We start from the raw sequence: 15,177 nt of genomic DNA, 5'->3' as shown, positions 1-15,177 counted from the left end.
CTGGTGCATAACTGCCCGGGACGAGCGACGAAAAACAAACAACGCCAAACGCGCCCTCAGACTCCTACCTTTACCCAGCTACCAACCTCCAAACCTCCTCCCGATATGAATACGCCCCAACCCCGCAGCACCGACGAAAACGAAATCGTGCTGGGCCAAGGCATGGGCCCGCTTAAGTTTGGCGCCAGCATGGACGAAGTCCGGACCCTGATGGGCGAGCCGGAAGAAATTGAAGAGTCGGAAGACGACGACGAGTTCGAGCACCAAGCCTGGAACTACCTCGAAGAAGGCTACTCGCTGTACTTCGACCGCGAAGACGACTACCGCCTCTCCTGCATCGAAACCGACCACCCCGGCATGCGCCTGTACGGCGAGGCCATCCACGGCAAGTCGCTGGAGGAAATCCAGGAGCTGATGCGCCGCCACGGCCACGAGCAAGGCGAAATGGAAAAGGTGGACACCGGCGAAGTGCGCCTTTCCTACGAAAAGGAAATGATTGACCTCTATTTCGACGAGAATGAACTGCAGTTTATCAACTTCGGCGTGTTCATCAACGACGACTTGGAGGTGCAATGGCCTGCGTAATCAGTAGTTATCCACAAAATCAGCTCTTTTTGATGTTGATAAGTGGATAAGTTATTGATAGTAAAGATTTCGTAGTGCAAACGTAACCGGATAAGTACAACGCCCGTATACCCCCGGTTTTGTAAGCGAAACCCCTCAATGCAAAAGCGCCGCCCCCGGCTGGGAGCGGCGCTTTTGCGTGGGTAGCGCGGTGACCGAGGCGCTTACAGCAGCGCGCGGAACAGTAGAAACAGCACGCCCGACAGCACCATGGTCACGGGCAGCGTGAGCACCCAGGCCAGGGCGATGTTGCGCACCATTTGCGGGTTCAGGTTCTTGATGCCGCGGTTGGCCACCATCGAGCCGGCAATGGCCGACGACAGCACGTGCGTGGTGGAGGAGGGCAGATGCAGCTGGGTGCTCAGGCCAATCATGGTGGCCGCTACCAGCTCCGAGGAGGCGCCTTGGGCGTAGGTCAGGTGCTCCTTGCCGATTCGCTCGCCGATGGTTACCACGATGCGCTTCCAGCCCACCATGGTGCCGATGCCCAGCGACAAGGACACGATGAGGATAACCCACTTGGGGGCGTAGTCGGTGAAGCCGCGCATGTCCTCAATGGCCGCGTCGTAGGTTTTGCGGTCTTGGGGGCTCAGGCTCACCCGCTCGCTGCCGGTGAGCTTTTTGGCGCGGCTGTAGGTGAGCAGAATGGCTTTGCGAATCTGAAACCGGTCGGATTCGGGCAGCTGCTTCACGTCGGTTTTGCCGGCGAAGATGCGGTCCAGCGTGGCCGTTTGCTGGTTGACTTCCTGCAGGGCCTTCTGTTCGTCGGGGGCCAGTTCGGCGGCATTCACGCGGCTCATCACCTGCTCCACCTTGGCCAAGGAGGCGCGCATGTCGAGCGGATTCTTGGAGGCGTCGAGGGCGAACTTGAAGGGCAGGATGCCGATGAGGATGAGCATGATCAGGCCGACGCCCTTCTGCCCGTCGTTGGAGCCGTGGAAAAAGCTCACCAGCGTGCAGGTGGCAATCAGGATCAGGCGAATCCAGAGGGGTGGGGGCTTGCGTTTGTGCGGTTCCTTGAAGATGGCCTTGGACTTGACGAAGCGCTTTAAGACGAACATCAGGATGATGGTCAAGGTGAAGCCGAACAGCGGGCCTACGAGCAGGGCAATGCCGGTTTCGGAAGCCTTGCTCCAGTTCACGGCGGCGCCGTTGGTATCGGGCAGCAGCGAGAAGGCAATGCCCACGCCCAGGATGGAGCCGATGAGCGCGTGGGAGCTGGAAGCCGGGATGCCGTAGTACCAGGTGCCCACGTTCCAGATGATGGCCGCCAAGATCAGGGAGCCCACCATGGCAATGCCGTGGTAGATGTTCTGGTCGACCAAACTCTCGACGGGCAAGAGGTACACGATGCCCATGGCCACGCCGATTCCGCCGCCGAACACGCCGATGAAGTTCCAGAACGCGGACCAGATAACGGCCACCCAGGGCCGCAGGGTATTCGTGTAAATGACGGTTGCTACGGCGTTGGCCGTGTCGTGAAAGCCGTTGACGAATTCAAACGCGCAAGCGGCAATCAAACACACCAGCAGTAGCAGGAGCACTTGAGGCTCTAAGCCAAGCATATGGGAAAGGGTTGGTGAGCGAAGGGAAATGGGCCGCCAAAAGTACGGGCACCAAAAAGGGGCGCAAGATTATGAAATTGTTACTCCGCAAGCTGGCCCGGGCACCCGCGGGTCAGGCCTTGTACCAAGGCTTCTGCAAAAAGTTTAACAATAGTAGCTTACCGGGCCCGTACTTCGTACGCACGGGCTTGGGGCCGCCGGGTGCGGCCCTTCGCATCTTCGCCCTACTTTTGCCCCTGATTTAGAATTGAGAGCTTAGAAGTGAGAACCAAGAGCCCGGCCGGTGTTTCGGCCAGCGGCCTTGTGGTCTAAGTTCCCAGCTCTGAGTTCTCAGCTCTTCATTCTCTCCCTACCCCATGAGCAAGCCCGCGCAGCAAGCCGCCAATACCACCGAAGGCACCCTGGCCGACATCGTAGCCCACGCCAAGGAATACGGCTTCGTGTTCCCCTCCTCCGAAATCTACGACGGCCTGGCCGCCGTGTACGACTACGGCCCCAACGGCGTGGAGCTGAAAAACAACCTCAAGCAGCTCTGGTGGAAGGCCATGACCCAGCTCAACCAGAACGTGGTGGGCATCGACGCGGCCATCTTCATGCACCCGACCACCTGGAAAGCTTCCGGCCACGTCGACGGCTTCTCCGATCCGCTCATTGACAACCTCGACAGCAAGAAACGCTACCGCGCCGACGTGCTGGTGGAGGAAAAAGCCGCCGAGTACGAAAAAGCCGGCGACCAAGCCCGCGCCGACGCCTTGCTGGCCGAGCTGGGCCGCCTGCTCACCGACAACGACCTGCCCGGCGTCAAGCAGCTCATCATCGACGAGAAAATTCTCTGCCCGATCAGCAAGACGGCCAACTGGACCGACGTGCGCCAGTTCAACTTGATGTTCTCGACGCAGATGGGCGCCGTGGCCGAGGGCTCCAGCGAAATCTACCTGCGCCCTGAAACGGCCCAGGGCATCTTCGTCAACTTCCTGAACGTGCAGAAGTCGGCCCGCCAGAAGGTGCCCTTCGGCATTGCCCAGATCGGTAAAGCCTTCCGCAACGAGATTGTGGCGCGCCAGTTCATCTTCCGCATGCGGGAGTTTGAGCAGATGGAAATGCAGTTCTTCGTGCGGCCTGGTACCGAAAACGAGTGGTACCAGCACTGGAAAGCCGCCCGCCGCCGCTGGCACGAGGTGATGGGCCTGCCCGCCGACAAGCTGCGCTTCCACGACCACGAAAAGCTGGCCCACTACGCCAAGGCCGCCGTCGACATCGAGTTTGAATTCCCCTTCGGCTTCAAGGAAATCGAGGGCATCCACTCCCGCTCCGACTTCGACCTGACCCAGCACCAGCAGTACAGCCGCAAAAAGCAGCAGTACTTCGACAACGACGTGAACCCGGAAACTGGCAAGCCCTACGGCAACTACGTGCCCTACGTGGTGGAAACCTCCGTGGGCGCCGACCGCCTGTTCCTGGCCACGCTCTGCCAGGCGTTCCAGGAAGAAACCATCGTGGAGGGCGAAGGCGAGGAGCAGAAGACCAAGACGCGCAAGCTGCTGCGCCTGCACCCGGCCGTGGCGCCGGTGAAGGCGGCCATCTTCCCGCTGGTGAAAAAGGACGGCCTGCCCGAAAAGGCCAACGAAATCTACAACTCGCTGCGCCACGATTTCCGCTTGGTGGTGGAGGAGAAGGATAGCATCGGCACGCGCTACACCCGTCAGGACCTCATCGGCACGCCCTTCTGCATTGCCGTCGACCACCAGACCCTGGAGGACGACACCGTGACGGTGCGCCACCGCGACTCGCGGGAGCAGACGCGCATGCCCATTTCGGCGCTGCGCGGCTACATCGGCGAGGCGGTGAGCCTCTCGCGCATCTTCGAGCAGCTGTAATCGTCGGCGCAGCCTGCTACGCGACAATAGGCCCCGGGCATCCGTCCGGGGCTTTTTTGTGGCCGGTTGGGCCGACTAGCGGCCGTTCAGCCAAGCGGCGGCTTCGCGGCGCGAGGTGAAGTAATTGAACTCGACCTGCTCGGGCACGAAGGTGCTGCCGCTGGCCGGGCAGTTGCTGATCTGGTACTGGTACTGCCCTTCGCTGAGCACGGCGGCAATGAACACCGGCCGGGGCACGCGGGCGGGCAAGTGCGCCTGCAGCGGCTCCACCAGCCACTGCTCGTGGTCGTCGGAGGACGGGGCGTTGCGTTTGAGGTCGAGCAGGAGCTTGCCCACGTTCTTGGTCAACATCTCCTGCAGGGCGCACTGGTACGCCTGGCCGAAGGAGAGGTCGAGGTGGGTAGCGTTAAAGCTCAGGTGCAGCATTTCATCGGCCGCGTTGTAGGTCAGCGAGGCTGCGGGCGAGTAGTATAGGGTCATCGAAGGCAAGAGCCGCCGGGAACGGTGAGGGTTGTACGGGCGCGGAAATGACGGCGACAAAATCTACGACGGTATACGCAGTTTTTAAGATAGTGAGTTACAGATACTTGCCGAAATATTTCTTTTTCTGGTTCAGGTGCTATTTCCCCGGAAAATTCCCCCAACGGTCAATGCGTACCTTTGCCCCAATTTTCCTGCTGTAGCCGATGTGGAGTAAGCTTGCCCTGCTGATAATCAAGAACCGCCGCCTGCTCGTTGGGCTGCTGAGCATTATCACCGTGTTCATGGCCTGGAAGGCCAAGGACGTGGAAATGACCTACGATTTTGCCCAAGTCGTGTCGCCCGACGACCCGGACATGGTGTACTTCCAGCAGTTCAAGAAAACCTTCGGCGAGGACGGCAACGTGCTCGTGCTCGGGCTGCAGGATAGTTCGGTGTACAAGCTGGGCAACTTCAACGAGCTGCGCCTGCTCACCGACACCCTGAGCAAGGAGGAAGGCGTGAGCGGGGTGCTGTCGGTGACCAAGCTCATCCAGCTCACCAAGGACACCGCGGGCCAGCGCTTCGCCGCGGCGCCCATCTTCCGCACCTTCCCGCAAACGCAGAAGGAACTGGACTCCTTGATGCGCATCGTAAACCGGCAAGAGTTCTACAAGGGCCAGCTCATCAGCCCCACCACCGGGGCCACGCTGCTGGCCCTGACCATGGACCCGAAGTACCTGAACTCCTCGAAGCGGCAGGCGGTGATGAAAAACATCCTGGGCCACGCCGAGCGGTTTACCAAGAAAACGGGCATCAAGCTGCACTACGCCGGCCTGCCCTACGTGCGCTCCACCATGACGACCAAGGTGGCGGGCGAAATGAAGTTTTTCCTGATGCTGGCGGCTCTGGTCACCAGCGTCACGTTGCTGGTGTTCTTCCGGACGTGGTCGGCGGTGGTGTTTCCGCTGCTCATCGTGGGCGTGGCGGTGGTGTGGTGCGTGGGCACCATCGTGCTGCTGGGCTACAAAATCACCCTGCTGACGGGTCTGATTCCGAGTATTCTGATTGTAATCGGCATTCCGAACTGCACTTACCTGCTCTCCCGCTACCACTACGACTACCGCATTTCGGGCAACCAGGTGCTGGCCATGGTGCGCGTTATCCGCAAAATCGGGCTGGTGACCTTGATGAACAACACCTCGACGGCCATCGGCTTCTTCGTGTTCTGCTTCACCAACATTGCCATTCTCTACCAGTTCGGCTGGGTGGCCACCATCAGCATTTTCGCGGCGTTTTTCATCTCGATTATCCTCGTCCCGATAGTCTTCACCTACCTGCCGCCGCCCACCGAAAAGCAGTTGGAGCACCTCGACGCCAAGCCGCTGACCAAGCTGCTGGAGTTCTTCGACTACCTCGTGTTGGAGCGCCGCGGCACGGTCTACGGCATTGCCTTCGTGCTCTGCGCGCTGGGCGCGCTGGGGGCCTCGCGCCTGCAGGCCGTGTCGTACATGGTGGATGATCTGCCCAAAAACTCCTCGGTCAACTCCGACCTGAAGTTCTTCGAGGAGCACTTCAACGGGGTAATGCCGCTGGAAATCGTGGTGGACACGGGTAAGAAGCGCGGCATCCTGAAGCTGAGCAACCTGGAGCGCATCGACCGGCTTGAAAACTACCTGCGCACCCAGCCCCAGCTCACCTCGCCCATCAGCATCGTGACCTTCCTGAAGGCCGCCACGCAGACCTTCTACAACGGCGACCCCACCTACTACCGGCTGCCGGACAACTCGGAAAAGAACTTTATCCTGAGTTACTTGGCCCGCTCGCGCAGCGCGGCGCCCGCTGCCGACAGCGCCGCGGCCGGGGCTGACAGCACCCAAACGGCCTCCGTGGGCAGCCCCAAAGCTGCCGCCAGCATGAATGACAAGCTGCTGCGCTCTTTCACCGACTCGCTTGGCCAGAAAGCCCGCATCAGCCTCAAGATTGCCGATATCGGTTCGCGCAACCTCGACACGCTGCTCATCACCAAGATTCAGCCCCAGATCAACGAAATTTTCAAGGGCACGGGCATGGAAGTGCGCATGACGGGCACCACCATTCTCTTCACCAAGGGCAACGAATACGTCATCGGCACGCTCAAGGAAAGCTTGGTGCTGGCCTTTGCGCTGGTGGGCCTGATCGTGCTGATTCTGTTCCGCTCCATCCGCTCGGTGTTCTTCACCCTGCTGCCCAACTTCGTGACGCTGCTGCTCACGGCCGGCATCATGGGCTTCTTCGGCATTGCGCTGAAGCCCGCCACGGCCCTGATTTTCTGCATCGCGCTGGGCATCGACGGCGACAACTCCATTCACCTGCTGGCCAAGTTCCGCCAGGAAATGGCCGCCAACGGCCGCCGCGTGCGGGCCGCCATCAGCACCACGCTGAGCGAGGCCGGCACCAGCATGATTTACACCAGCATCGTGCTCTTCGTGGGCTTCAGCATCTTCGCCTTCTCTGAGTTCGGCGGCACCAAGGCGCTGGGTCTGCTCATGTCGGCCTCGCTGCTGATTACCAACTTCTCGAACCTGATTCTGCTGCCGGCCCTGCTCGTCACCTTCGAACACGGCAAGGACGAAACCATCGACAGCGCCCTGATTCAGCACTACGACGAGCAGTACCACGAGGAAGACGACGACCTGGAGCTGAACCTGAACCGCATCAAGGTGAAGCCCGGCGCCTCGCTGCCGGTGGCCCCTCCGGATGCGGAGTTGCCCGGTGAGGCGTAGGCGCTTAGTCGCTGCCCGTGAGCCTTTTTGCCCGCATCTTTGTTTGCACTCGATAACCGACTTTCCTAGCCCGATCCAGGCCGCTCGTGCGCGCCGATTTTCCCTTTCTCAACCGGAGAAAAGCTAGGAGCTGAGGCCCCAATCCCGATGAAATACCCCGAATACAAACAGCCCTTCGACTACGCCAAAGTCGGCTCCGACATCCTGAGCTGGTGGCAGCAAAACCACATCTTCGAGAAGAGCGTGTCGACCCGCGAGGGCCGCGACACCTTCGTGTTCTACGAAGGCCCGCCCTCGGCCAACGGCGCCCCCGGCATCCACCACGTGATGGCCCGGACGGTGAAGGATATCTTCTGCCGCTACCAGACGCTCAACGGCAAGCAGGTCAACCGCAAAGGCGGCTGGGACACCCACGGCCTGCCCATCGAGCTGCAGGTGGAAAAGGAGTTGGGTATCACCAAGGAGGACATCGGCAAGAAAATCAGCGTCGAGGAGTACAACCAGCGCTGCCGCGAGACGGTGATGCGCTTCAAGCACCAGTGGGACGAGCTGACCGAGAAGATGGGCTACTGGGTCGATTTGAGCGACCCGTACATCACCTTCGAGCCCGAGTACATCGAAAGCTGCTGGGCCCTGCTCAAGAAGCTCTACGACAAGGGCCTGCTCTACAAGGGCTACACCATCCAGCCATATTCCCCGGCCGCCGGCACCGGCTTGTCCTCGCACGAGCTGAACCAGCCCGGCACCTACAAGGATGTGAAGGACACGACCATCGTGGCCGAGTTCGAGGTGAAGCGCGACGAGCAGTCGGACAAGCTGTTTGCTTTGGCCGACGGCCTGCCGGTGTTCATCATGGCCTGGACGACCACGCCCTGGACGCTGCCGGCCAACACCGCGCTGGCCGTGGGCAAGAACATCCGCTACGCCGTGGTGCGCACCTTCAACCCCTACACCTACGAGCCCCAGGTGGTAGTGCTGGCCAAGGACCTGGTGAGCCGCTATTTCACTGAAAAAGGCGCGCAGGTTGCCCTGGCAGATTACAAAGCCGGCGACAAAGTGCTGGCCTGGCAGCAACTGGGCGAGTTCAGCGGTGCCGAGCTGGCGGGCATCAAGTACGAACGTCTCTTCAACCAGCAGGCCGGTTTCCCGGCCTTCGAAGGGGAGGAGCGTGCCTTCCGCGTCATCGTGGGGGACTTCGTGACGACGGAGGACGGCACCGGCATCGTGCACATCTCGCCGACCTTCGGTGCGGATGACTTCCGGGTAGCTCAGCAGAACGACGTGCCCGCCCTGCTGGTCGCTGATGACCAGGGCAAGCTCGGGCCCATCGTGGACCGCACCGGGCGCTACGTGGCGCAGATGGGCGAATTCGGTGGCCGCTGGGTGAAAAACTACGACGGCCACGACGAATCCGCCGCCGACTACCGCACCCTCGACGTGGACATCAGCGTGCGGCTGAAGGAGCGCGGCCGGGCCTTCAAGGTGGAGAAGTACGAGCATACCTACCCGCACTGCTGGCGGACGGATAAGCCGGTGCTCTACTACCCGCTCGACTCGTGGTTTATCAAGACCACGGCCGTGAAGGACCGCCTCATCGAGCTGAACAAAACCATCAACTGGAAGCCCGACAGCACCGGCACCGGCCGCTTCGGCAACTGGCTGGAAAACCTGGTCGACTGGAACCTGAGCCGCTCGCGCTACTGGGGCACCCCGCTGCCCATCTGGCGCACCCAGGACGGCTCGGAGGAGCTGTGCATCGGCTCCATCGCCGAGCTGAGCGCCGAAATCGACAAGGCCGTGGCCGCCGAGGTAATGACGCACAACCCCATCAAAACCGGGGAAATGACCGACCTGCACCGGCCCTACGTGGACGATATTTTCCTCGTTTCGCCCAGCGGGCAGCCCATGTACCGCGAAACGGACCTCATCGACGTGTGGTTCGACAGCGGCGCCATGCCCTACGCGCAGTGGCACTATCCCTTCGAGAATCACGAGAAATTCCAGCGGAATTTCCCGGCGGATTTCATCGCGGAGGGCGTCGACCAGACGCGCGGCTGGTTCTTCACACTGCACGCGCTGGGCGTGATGCTGGAGGACTCGGTGGCGTTCAAAAACGTCATTGCCAACGGCCTGGTGCTCGATAAGAACGGCAACAAGATGTCGAAGCGCCTCGGCAACGCCATCGACCCGTTCAAAACCATCGACCAGTACGGCCCTGACGCCACGCGCTGGTACATGATTGCCAACGCCCAGCCCTGGGACAACCTCAAGTTTGACCTCGCGGGCATCACGGAGGTGCAGCGCCGCTTTTTCGGCACGCTGTTCAACACCTACTCGTTCTACGCCCTCTACGCCAACCTTGACGAGTTCCAGGCCCGCGAATTCAACCGCGTGCCCGTGGCCGAGCTGACCGAGCTGGACCGCTGGATTCTGTCGAAGCTGCAGTCGCTCATCCTCGAAGTGCGCGGCCATTTCGACAACTACGACCCCACGAAAGCCGCCCGCGCCATCCAGGATTTTGTCACCGACCAGCTCTCCAACTGGTACGTGCGCCTCTCGCGCGGCCGCTTCCGCAAGGGCGAGCTGACGGCCGACAAGAAAGCCGCCTTCGAAACCCTGCAGCAGTGCCTAGTGGTGGTTTCGCAGCTGATGTCGCCCATCGCGCCCTTCTTCGGCGAGTGGCTGTACAAGAACATGACCGACGGCATGCGCGCCGAGGCCACCGAAAAAGCCACGCCCCTGCGCTACGAATCCGTCCACCTCACGGAGCTGGTGCAGGCCGAGGAAAGCCTCATCGATAAGGCATTGGAGGAAAGCATGGATTTGGCCCAGCGTATCAGCTCACTGACTCACTCGTTGCGGAAAAAGTCCGGAATCAAAGTGCGTCAGCCGTTGCAGAAAATCGTCATTCCGGTTCTGCACCACGACGCGTTGTATTCAGAAGCTGGTGATTCCACTGCTGAACGAGTTGAGCGTGTCAAGGAGCTGATCTGCGCCGAAGTGAACGTGAAAGAAATTTCCTACGACGCTGATACCAACGTCATGGTTAAGTCTGTGAAACCGAACTTCAAGCGCCTAGGTCAACAATTCGGCCCGCGTTTGAAGGTTGTAGCGGCTCGGATTCAGCAAATGACGACTGAAGAAATCGACCAGATTTCGAGAACCAACCGTTTGCAGTTAACGATTGAAGGTGAGCCGGTTGTCTTGGGCCTGGAAGATGTGGAAATCCGCACCGAGGACCTGCCTGGCTGGCTGGTGGCCACCGACGGCCCGCTCACCGTGGCCCTCGACGTGACCCTGACCGACGAGCTGCGCCATGAGGGCGTGGCCCGCGAGCTGGTGAACCGCCTGCAGAACCTGCGCAAGGATTCGGGCCTGGAGGTGCAGGACAAAATCCGCGTCACCTTGGGCGCCGACCAGCCCGAACTGGTGCAGGCCGTCGAGAATTTCGGCGACTACATCCGCACCGAGGTGCAGGCCGTGTCGCTGGATCTGGTGAGCGGTTTCGCCGACGGTTCCGTGCTCGAATTCGACGAGTACAAAGTGCCGGCGCTGCTGGAAGTTGTAAAAAGCTGAGCTACAGGTGCCGGGCGGCGACGTACATTCGCCGCCCGGCACACCGGCGCACAAAATGCCGGCCGTTTAGTCTGAAACAGTCCAAAATACCCGTTTCCGGCCCGCCCAGGCCAAATCCATCAGCATAAATCCCCGCCGAGTTTTGTGCCGGGGCAGCATAAGATTGGGGTGAGCGTTGTGCTTTGCACTGTGCAATTTCATCCCGGCCGCCAAATCAGCGAATTCATGAAATACTGGAAGTACTACCTGTTTGCCCTGCTCGTAATTGCCATCGACCAACTCTCGAAGTGGGCCGTGCACACCTACATGCAGCCGGGCATGCCGGGCGAAATCCCGCTGATTGGCGACTGGTTTAAGCTCCACTACACGCTGAATCCCGGCATGGCTTTCGGCGTAGAACTGCCGCCGCCCTATGGCAAAGTCATCCTTACGCTGTTCCGCCTGCTGGCCGTGACGGGCATCGGCTACTACATCTACAAGCTGTGGAAATCCGGCGCGCCGCGGGGCCTGATCTGGTGCATTGCCGCCATTCTCGGCGGGGCCATCGGCAACCTGGTGGACTCGATTTTCTACGGCATCGTCTACAACAACGCCCCCTTCGGCGCGCCCACGCCCTGGCTGCACGGGCAGGTTATCGACATGCTCTACCTGGACCTGTACGAGGGCTTTCTGCCCGCTTCCTGGCCGCTGGTGGGCAACATGCACCTCTCGCTCTGGCCCATCTTCAACATCGCCGATTCAGCCATTTTTCTGGGCGTGGTCTTCATCCTGCTGAACCAGGGCAAGTTCTTTAAGCACCACGAGGACGTGCAGCACCTGGCCCGCGAACCGCACGAGCCCACTACGCCCCGGCAAGACGCTGCCGAAGCAGTGTAGAAGCTCCTTAAATACTCATTTTCAACGGCCTGCATCACTTGGTGCGGGCCGTTCTGTTTTAAGCTAATTACTGCCGTTCTTGTAAGACCGCATAGAGGCTGCTCATGAGCAGTATAGACGTTAGAATTGGAAGCTTTATCGAGTTTGATGGCTTAATCGGCGTAGTAGGTCTTCCAGATGAAAACATTACAGCCATTCGGAAGTCCATTTAGCCGTCTGGTTTGGCTTAGAATCGCAAAAACGTGTTTCAGAAGGCGGCGCGGGTACTGCTACCTCCTGAAGTATCGACGGTACCAGCCAATTATTGCAAGCCAGCTAGAGCGCCTCTTTATCACCGCTGATATGCTCCGCAAACAGAAATTCATCACTCCCGAAGACTTAAAAGCTAACCCTAACACGCTCTACGTCTTCGGGGACAACGAGCGGCGGCGCGGTTACGGCGGGCAAGCCAAGGCCATGCGCGGCGAGCTGAACGCGGTAGGAGTGAGGACCAAGCGCAAGCCCGCCCGCACCGCGTCCGACGACTTCTGGACCGACGACACCTGCGAGCAGAACTGCCAGATGATTGCCGAGGATTCAGCGCCAGTTTTTGACCATTTGCGGGCCGGCGGCCACGTAGTGCTTCCCGAGGACGGCCTAGGTACCGGCCTAGCCGAGCTGCCTACCCGCGCCCCGCGTACCTTTGCGTATCTGCAGGAGCAGCTGCATCAGCTCGAAGCCTGCGTTTAAGCGCTTTTTAGGGCTTTTAAGCGCCTCAACTTCATTTACCCGAAGCCAACCTCACCTTCGCCTGCGAAACCCGTGCAAACCGCCAATTCCGTGCTTCTCGACGTCCGCGACCTGACCATCGACTTTGCCTCGCAGTACGGCCTGACGCGGGCCGTGGAAGGTGTGTCGTTTCAGCTGCGCGCCGGCGAGACGGTGGCCATCGTGGGCGAGTCGGGTTCGGGCAAGTCGGTGACCTCGCTGGCCATGCTCGGGCTGATTGCTATGCCGCCCGGCCGGCTGAGTGGGGGAGAAGCACGCTTTCAGTCCGAAGCGCTGGGCAGGGAAGTTGATTTGCTGCGTCTCTCCGAAACCGAGCTGCAGCGGGTGCGCGGCAACGAAATATCGTTCATCTTCCAGGAGCCCATGACCTCTTTGAACCCCGTGCACACCTGCGGGGCGCAAGTCGTGGAAGCTCTACGGCTGCACACCACGCTTAGCAAGCAGGAAGCCGAGGCCCGCACCATTGAGTTGTTCACCGAAGCGCAGCTGCCCCGGCCGGAGAAAATCTTCAAGAGCTACCCCCACGAAATCAGCGGCGGGCAAAAGCAGCGGGTGATGATTGCCATGGCTATGGCCTGCCAGCCCGCCGTCCTCATTGCCGACGAGCCCACCACCGCCCTCGACGTGACAGTGCAGGCCCGCATCCTGCAACTCATCGACGACCTGCGCCGGCAGCGCAACACGGCCGTGCTCTTTATTACCCACGACCTGGGCGTGGTGGCGGAAATTGCTGACCGCATCCTGGTGATGTACCGCGGCAAGGTGGTGGAGCAGGGAAAGGTGCTCGACATCTTCACCAACCCCCAGCACCCCTATACCAAGGGGCTGCTGGCTTGCCGCCCAAAACTTTCGCTGGGCCGAAAAAAACTTCCGACGGTAGCCGATTTCATGCAGGAAGACGCTTCGGGTAGCTTCTCGGTTACAGAAGCTGCCGTCCTGCAAAGTCCTGCAAACGAAGTGGCTGCGCAAACGGTCGAGTCCCCTCAGAACAGCGAGGACATTGGCAAATTGTTTCCCGTGGAACATTCAGCTGTTCCACGGCTCGACAATACCTTTGAAGGCTTCGAAAATGCGCCACTATTGGAAACCGGACAGCTGCCACCAGCTGCTTCGTCAGCACCCGTGAACTTCGTTCCGGCCGATACTTCAGCGCCGTCGTTCAGTGAGATAGGAGCGGAGGACTCAAGTGCTACTGCCGCTCCGGCCGGGGAAGTGCTGCTGCGCGTGCAGGATCTGCGCGTGCACTACCCTGTGCGCAAGGGCTTCTTTGGACGGGCTACCGAAGTAGTGCGCGCCGTCGACGGCGTAAGCTTCGACGTGCGCCGCGGCGAAACAGTGGGGCTGGTGGGTGAGTCGGGCTGCGGCAAGACCACACTCGGCCGGACGCTCCTCCGGTTGGTAGAACCCACCAGCGGCAGCATTCTGTTCGAAGGGGATGATTGGGCCAAGCTCTCAACCGGGGAACTGCGCCGTCGTCGCCGCGACTTTCAAATGGTCTTCCAGGACCCCTACGCGGCGTTGAACCCCATGCTCACCGTGGGCGAAGCCATCTTGGAGCCGATGCGCGTGCACAACGTCGGCGGCACCAAGGCCCAACAAAAGGCGCGGGTGCTGGAGCTGCTGCGCACGGTGGGGCTGAAGGAGGAACATTACTTGCGCTACCCGCACGAGTTCAGCGGCGGCCAGCGGCAGCGCATCTGCATTGCCCGGGCGCTGGCCTTGCAACCCAAGTGCATCATCTGCGACGAATCCGTCTCGGCGCTGGATGTCTCGGTGCAGGCCCAGGTACTGAACTTGCTCAACGACCTTAAGCGCGACTTCGGCATTACCTACCTCTTCATCACCCACGACCTGTCGGTGGCCCGCTTTATGTCGGACCGGCTGCTGGTGATGAACGCCGGACAAATCGTGGAGCAAGGCAACGCCGCCGACATCTACGCCAACCCCCAGCACGAATACACCAAGCGTCTGTTGGCCGCCATTCCCAAAGACTCGCCAGAGGATATTCGGGCTGCGGTAGCCCGGCGGCAGTTGGCTTAAGCAGGAAATTCTCTACGATTCAATTCAATCGAGGAGAGCCTAACCGGCGGGTGATATGTGCTTACATCACTTGGCCATCCAGCCTTATCATCTTTATGACGTTGCTTCCGGTAGTCAAAAAGGCTGATAGTTTTTGGCAATAAATGGCCATTACCTTGCTCCCTACAGTCGCAGGTCACCATACTAAAGCAAACCAAGCTGATTGTCGGCCGAATGACAGTGTGGTGTCTTTCCGCCGTGTGGTTCCTTACTGCTAGCATTACCGCTTATGTGGGTCTTTATTGGTTTACACGAGGGCATATTCCTACCTAGTTCTATCAGCTTAACGAGGTAACTACAGCCTTTCTGAACCACCCACGGCCACTTTACCCCGGGACCAACCTCGTGCATGCAAATAGGCCTACAGGGCCTAAAAGCCTTGTCTGCGCAACTCTATTGCGGCCGTACGTGTTACCCAGTCCTATACCCCTAGGAAAAAGAGAAATATTCAGAAGTTCTGTTTCTTTCGCACAACTTAACCCGGTCAGCCCGCGCAACGTAGGTCGACCAGCCCGCGCCGGACGCAACAAAATCGGCCCGACGCGCATATTCACCCCGCAGGCCCGCCCATTTCGGTGCGCTGATTTG

Annotated in this window: 9 protein-coding genes; 7 read left to right on the top strand and 2 right to left on the bottom strand. The window is 60.1% G+C overall.

Annotation, left to right across the window (positions count from 1 at the left end; all coding sequences use genetic code 11):
* Positions 1 to 105: 105 nt before the first annotated feature.
* Positions 106 to 585: a hypothetical protein gene (locus LJ737_RS02575; protein ID WP_227762729.1), complete on the top strand. Its 480-nt coding sequence runs from the start codon at positions 106 to 108 to the stop codon at positions 583 to 585.
* A 203-nt stretch (positions 586 to 788) separates the two neighbouring features.
* Here LJ737_RS02575 and LJ737_RS02570 read toward each other — a convergent pair whose 3' ends face one another.
* Entirely contained in the window at positions 789 to 2,189 is a 1,401-nt protein-coding gene (locus LJ737_RS02570) for an inorganic phosphate transporter (RefSeq protein WP_227762727.1), read from the bottom strand.
* Positions 2,190 to 2,545: 356 nt separating this feature from the next.
* On the opposite strand from LJ737_RS02570, the gene LJ737_RS02565 reads away from it, so the two are divergent.
* A complete protein-coding gene (locus LJ737_RS02565) occupies positions 2,546 to 4,066 on the top strand; it encodes a glycine--tRNA ligase (protein ID WP_227762724.1) in 1,521 nt (506 codons plus the stop codon).
* Between the two features lie 75 nt (positions 4,067 to 4,141).
* On the opposite strand, the gene LJ737_RS02560 is transcribed toward LJ737_RS02565, so the two are convergent.
* Positions 4,142 to 4,546, bottom strand: a complete 405-nt coding sequence (locus LJ737_RS02560; RefSeq protein ID WP_227762722.1) for a hypothetical protein — start codon at positions 4,544 to 4,546, stop codon at positions 4,142 to 4,144.
* Positions 4,547 to 4,752: 206 nt separating this feature from the next.
* Between LJ737_RS02560 and LJ737_RS02555 the strand changes: the two genes are divergently transcribed.
* The 5 genes from LJ737_RS02555 (at position 4,753) to LJ737_RS02535 (ending at position 14,550) form a co-directional block, all read left to right on the top strand.
* Entirely contained in the window at positions 4,753 to 7,290 is a 2,538-nt protein-coding gene (locus tag LJ737_RS02555; RefSeq protein ID WP_227762720.1) for an efflux RND transporter permease subunit, read from the top strand.
* Positions 7,291 to 7,437: 147 nt separating this feature from the next.
* Positions 7,438 to 10,866 (top strand): isoleucine--tRNA ligase, encoded by a 3,429-nt coding sequence (gene ileS / locus LJ737_RS02550; protein ID WP_227762716.1) that lies wholly within the window; start codon positions 7,438 to 7,440, stop codon positions 10,864 to 10,866.
* A 225-nt stretch (positions 10,867 to 11,091) separates the two neighbouring features.
* Positions 11,092 to 11,742, top strand: a complete 651-nt coding sequence (locus LJ737_RS02545; RefSeq protein ID WP_227762713.1) for a lipoprotein signal peptidase — start codon at positions 11,092 to 11,094, stop codon at positions 11,740 to 11,742.
* Positions 11,743 to 12,084: 342 nt separating this feature from the next.
* Complete coding sequence (locus LJ737_RS02540) at positions 12,085 to 12,471, top strand: DUF7831 domain-containing protein (protein ID WP_227762711.1); 387 nt, start codon at positions 12,085 to 12,087, stop codon at positions 12,469 to 12,471.
* A 90-nt stretch (positions 12,472 to 12,561) separates the two neighbouring features.
* Positions 12,562 to 14,550, top strand: coding sequence for an ABC transporter ATP-binding protein (locus LJ737_RS02535; protein WP_317206632.1), 1,989 nt, complete (start codon positions 12,562 to 12,564; stop codon positions 14,548 to 14,550).
* Positions 14,551 to 15,177 lie beyond the last annotated feature (627 nt).

The sequence above is a fragment of the Hymenobacter sp. 15J16-1T3B genome (assembly GCF_020711235.1).
GTDB lineage: Bacteria > Bacteroidota > Bacteroidia > Cytophagales > Hymenobacteraceae > Solirubrum.
This window is presented reverse-complemented; position numbering and strand designations above follow the sequence as displayed.

Coding starts and splice junctions, on each gene's coding strand:
- ileS (WP_227762716.1), top strand. CDS start 7,438: ATGAAATACCCCGAATACAAACAGCCCTTCGACTACGCCAAAGTCGGC.
- LJ737_RS02540 (WP_227762711.1), top strand. CDS start 12,085: ATGCTCCGCAAACAGAAATTCATCACTCCCGAAGACTTAAAAGCTAAC.
- LJ737_RS02560 (WP_227762722.1), bottom strand. CDS start 4,546: ATGACCCTATACTACTCGCCCGCAGCCTCGCTGACCTACAACGCGGCC.
- LJ737_RS02555 (WP_227762720.1), top strand. CDS start 4,753: ATGTGGAGTAAGCTTGCCCTGCTGATAATCAAGAACCGCCGCCTGCTC.
- LJ737_RS02570 (WP_227762727.1), bottom strand. CDS start 2,189: ATGCTTGGCTTAGAGCCTCAAGTGCTCCTGCTACTGCTGGTGTGTTTG.
- LJ737_RS02575 (WP_227762729.1), top strand. CDS start 106: ATGAATACGCCCCAACCCCGCAGCACCGACGAAAACGAAATCGTGCTG.
- LJ737_RS02545 (WP_227762713.1), top strand. CDS start 11,092: ATGAAATACTGGAAGTACTACCTGTTTGCCCTGCTCGTAATTGCCATC.
- LJ737_RS02565 (WP_227762724.1), top strand. CDS start 2,546: ATGAGCAAGCCCGCGCAGCAAGCCGCCAATACCACCGAAGGCACCCTG.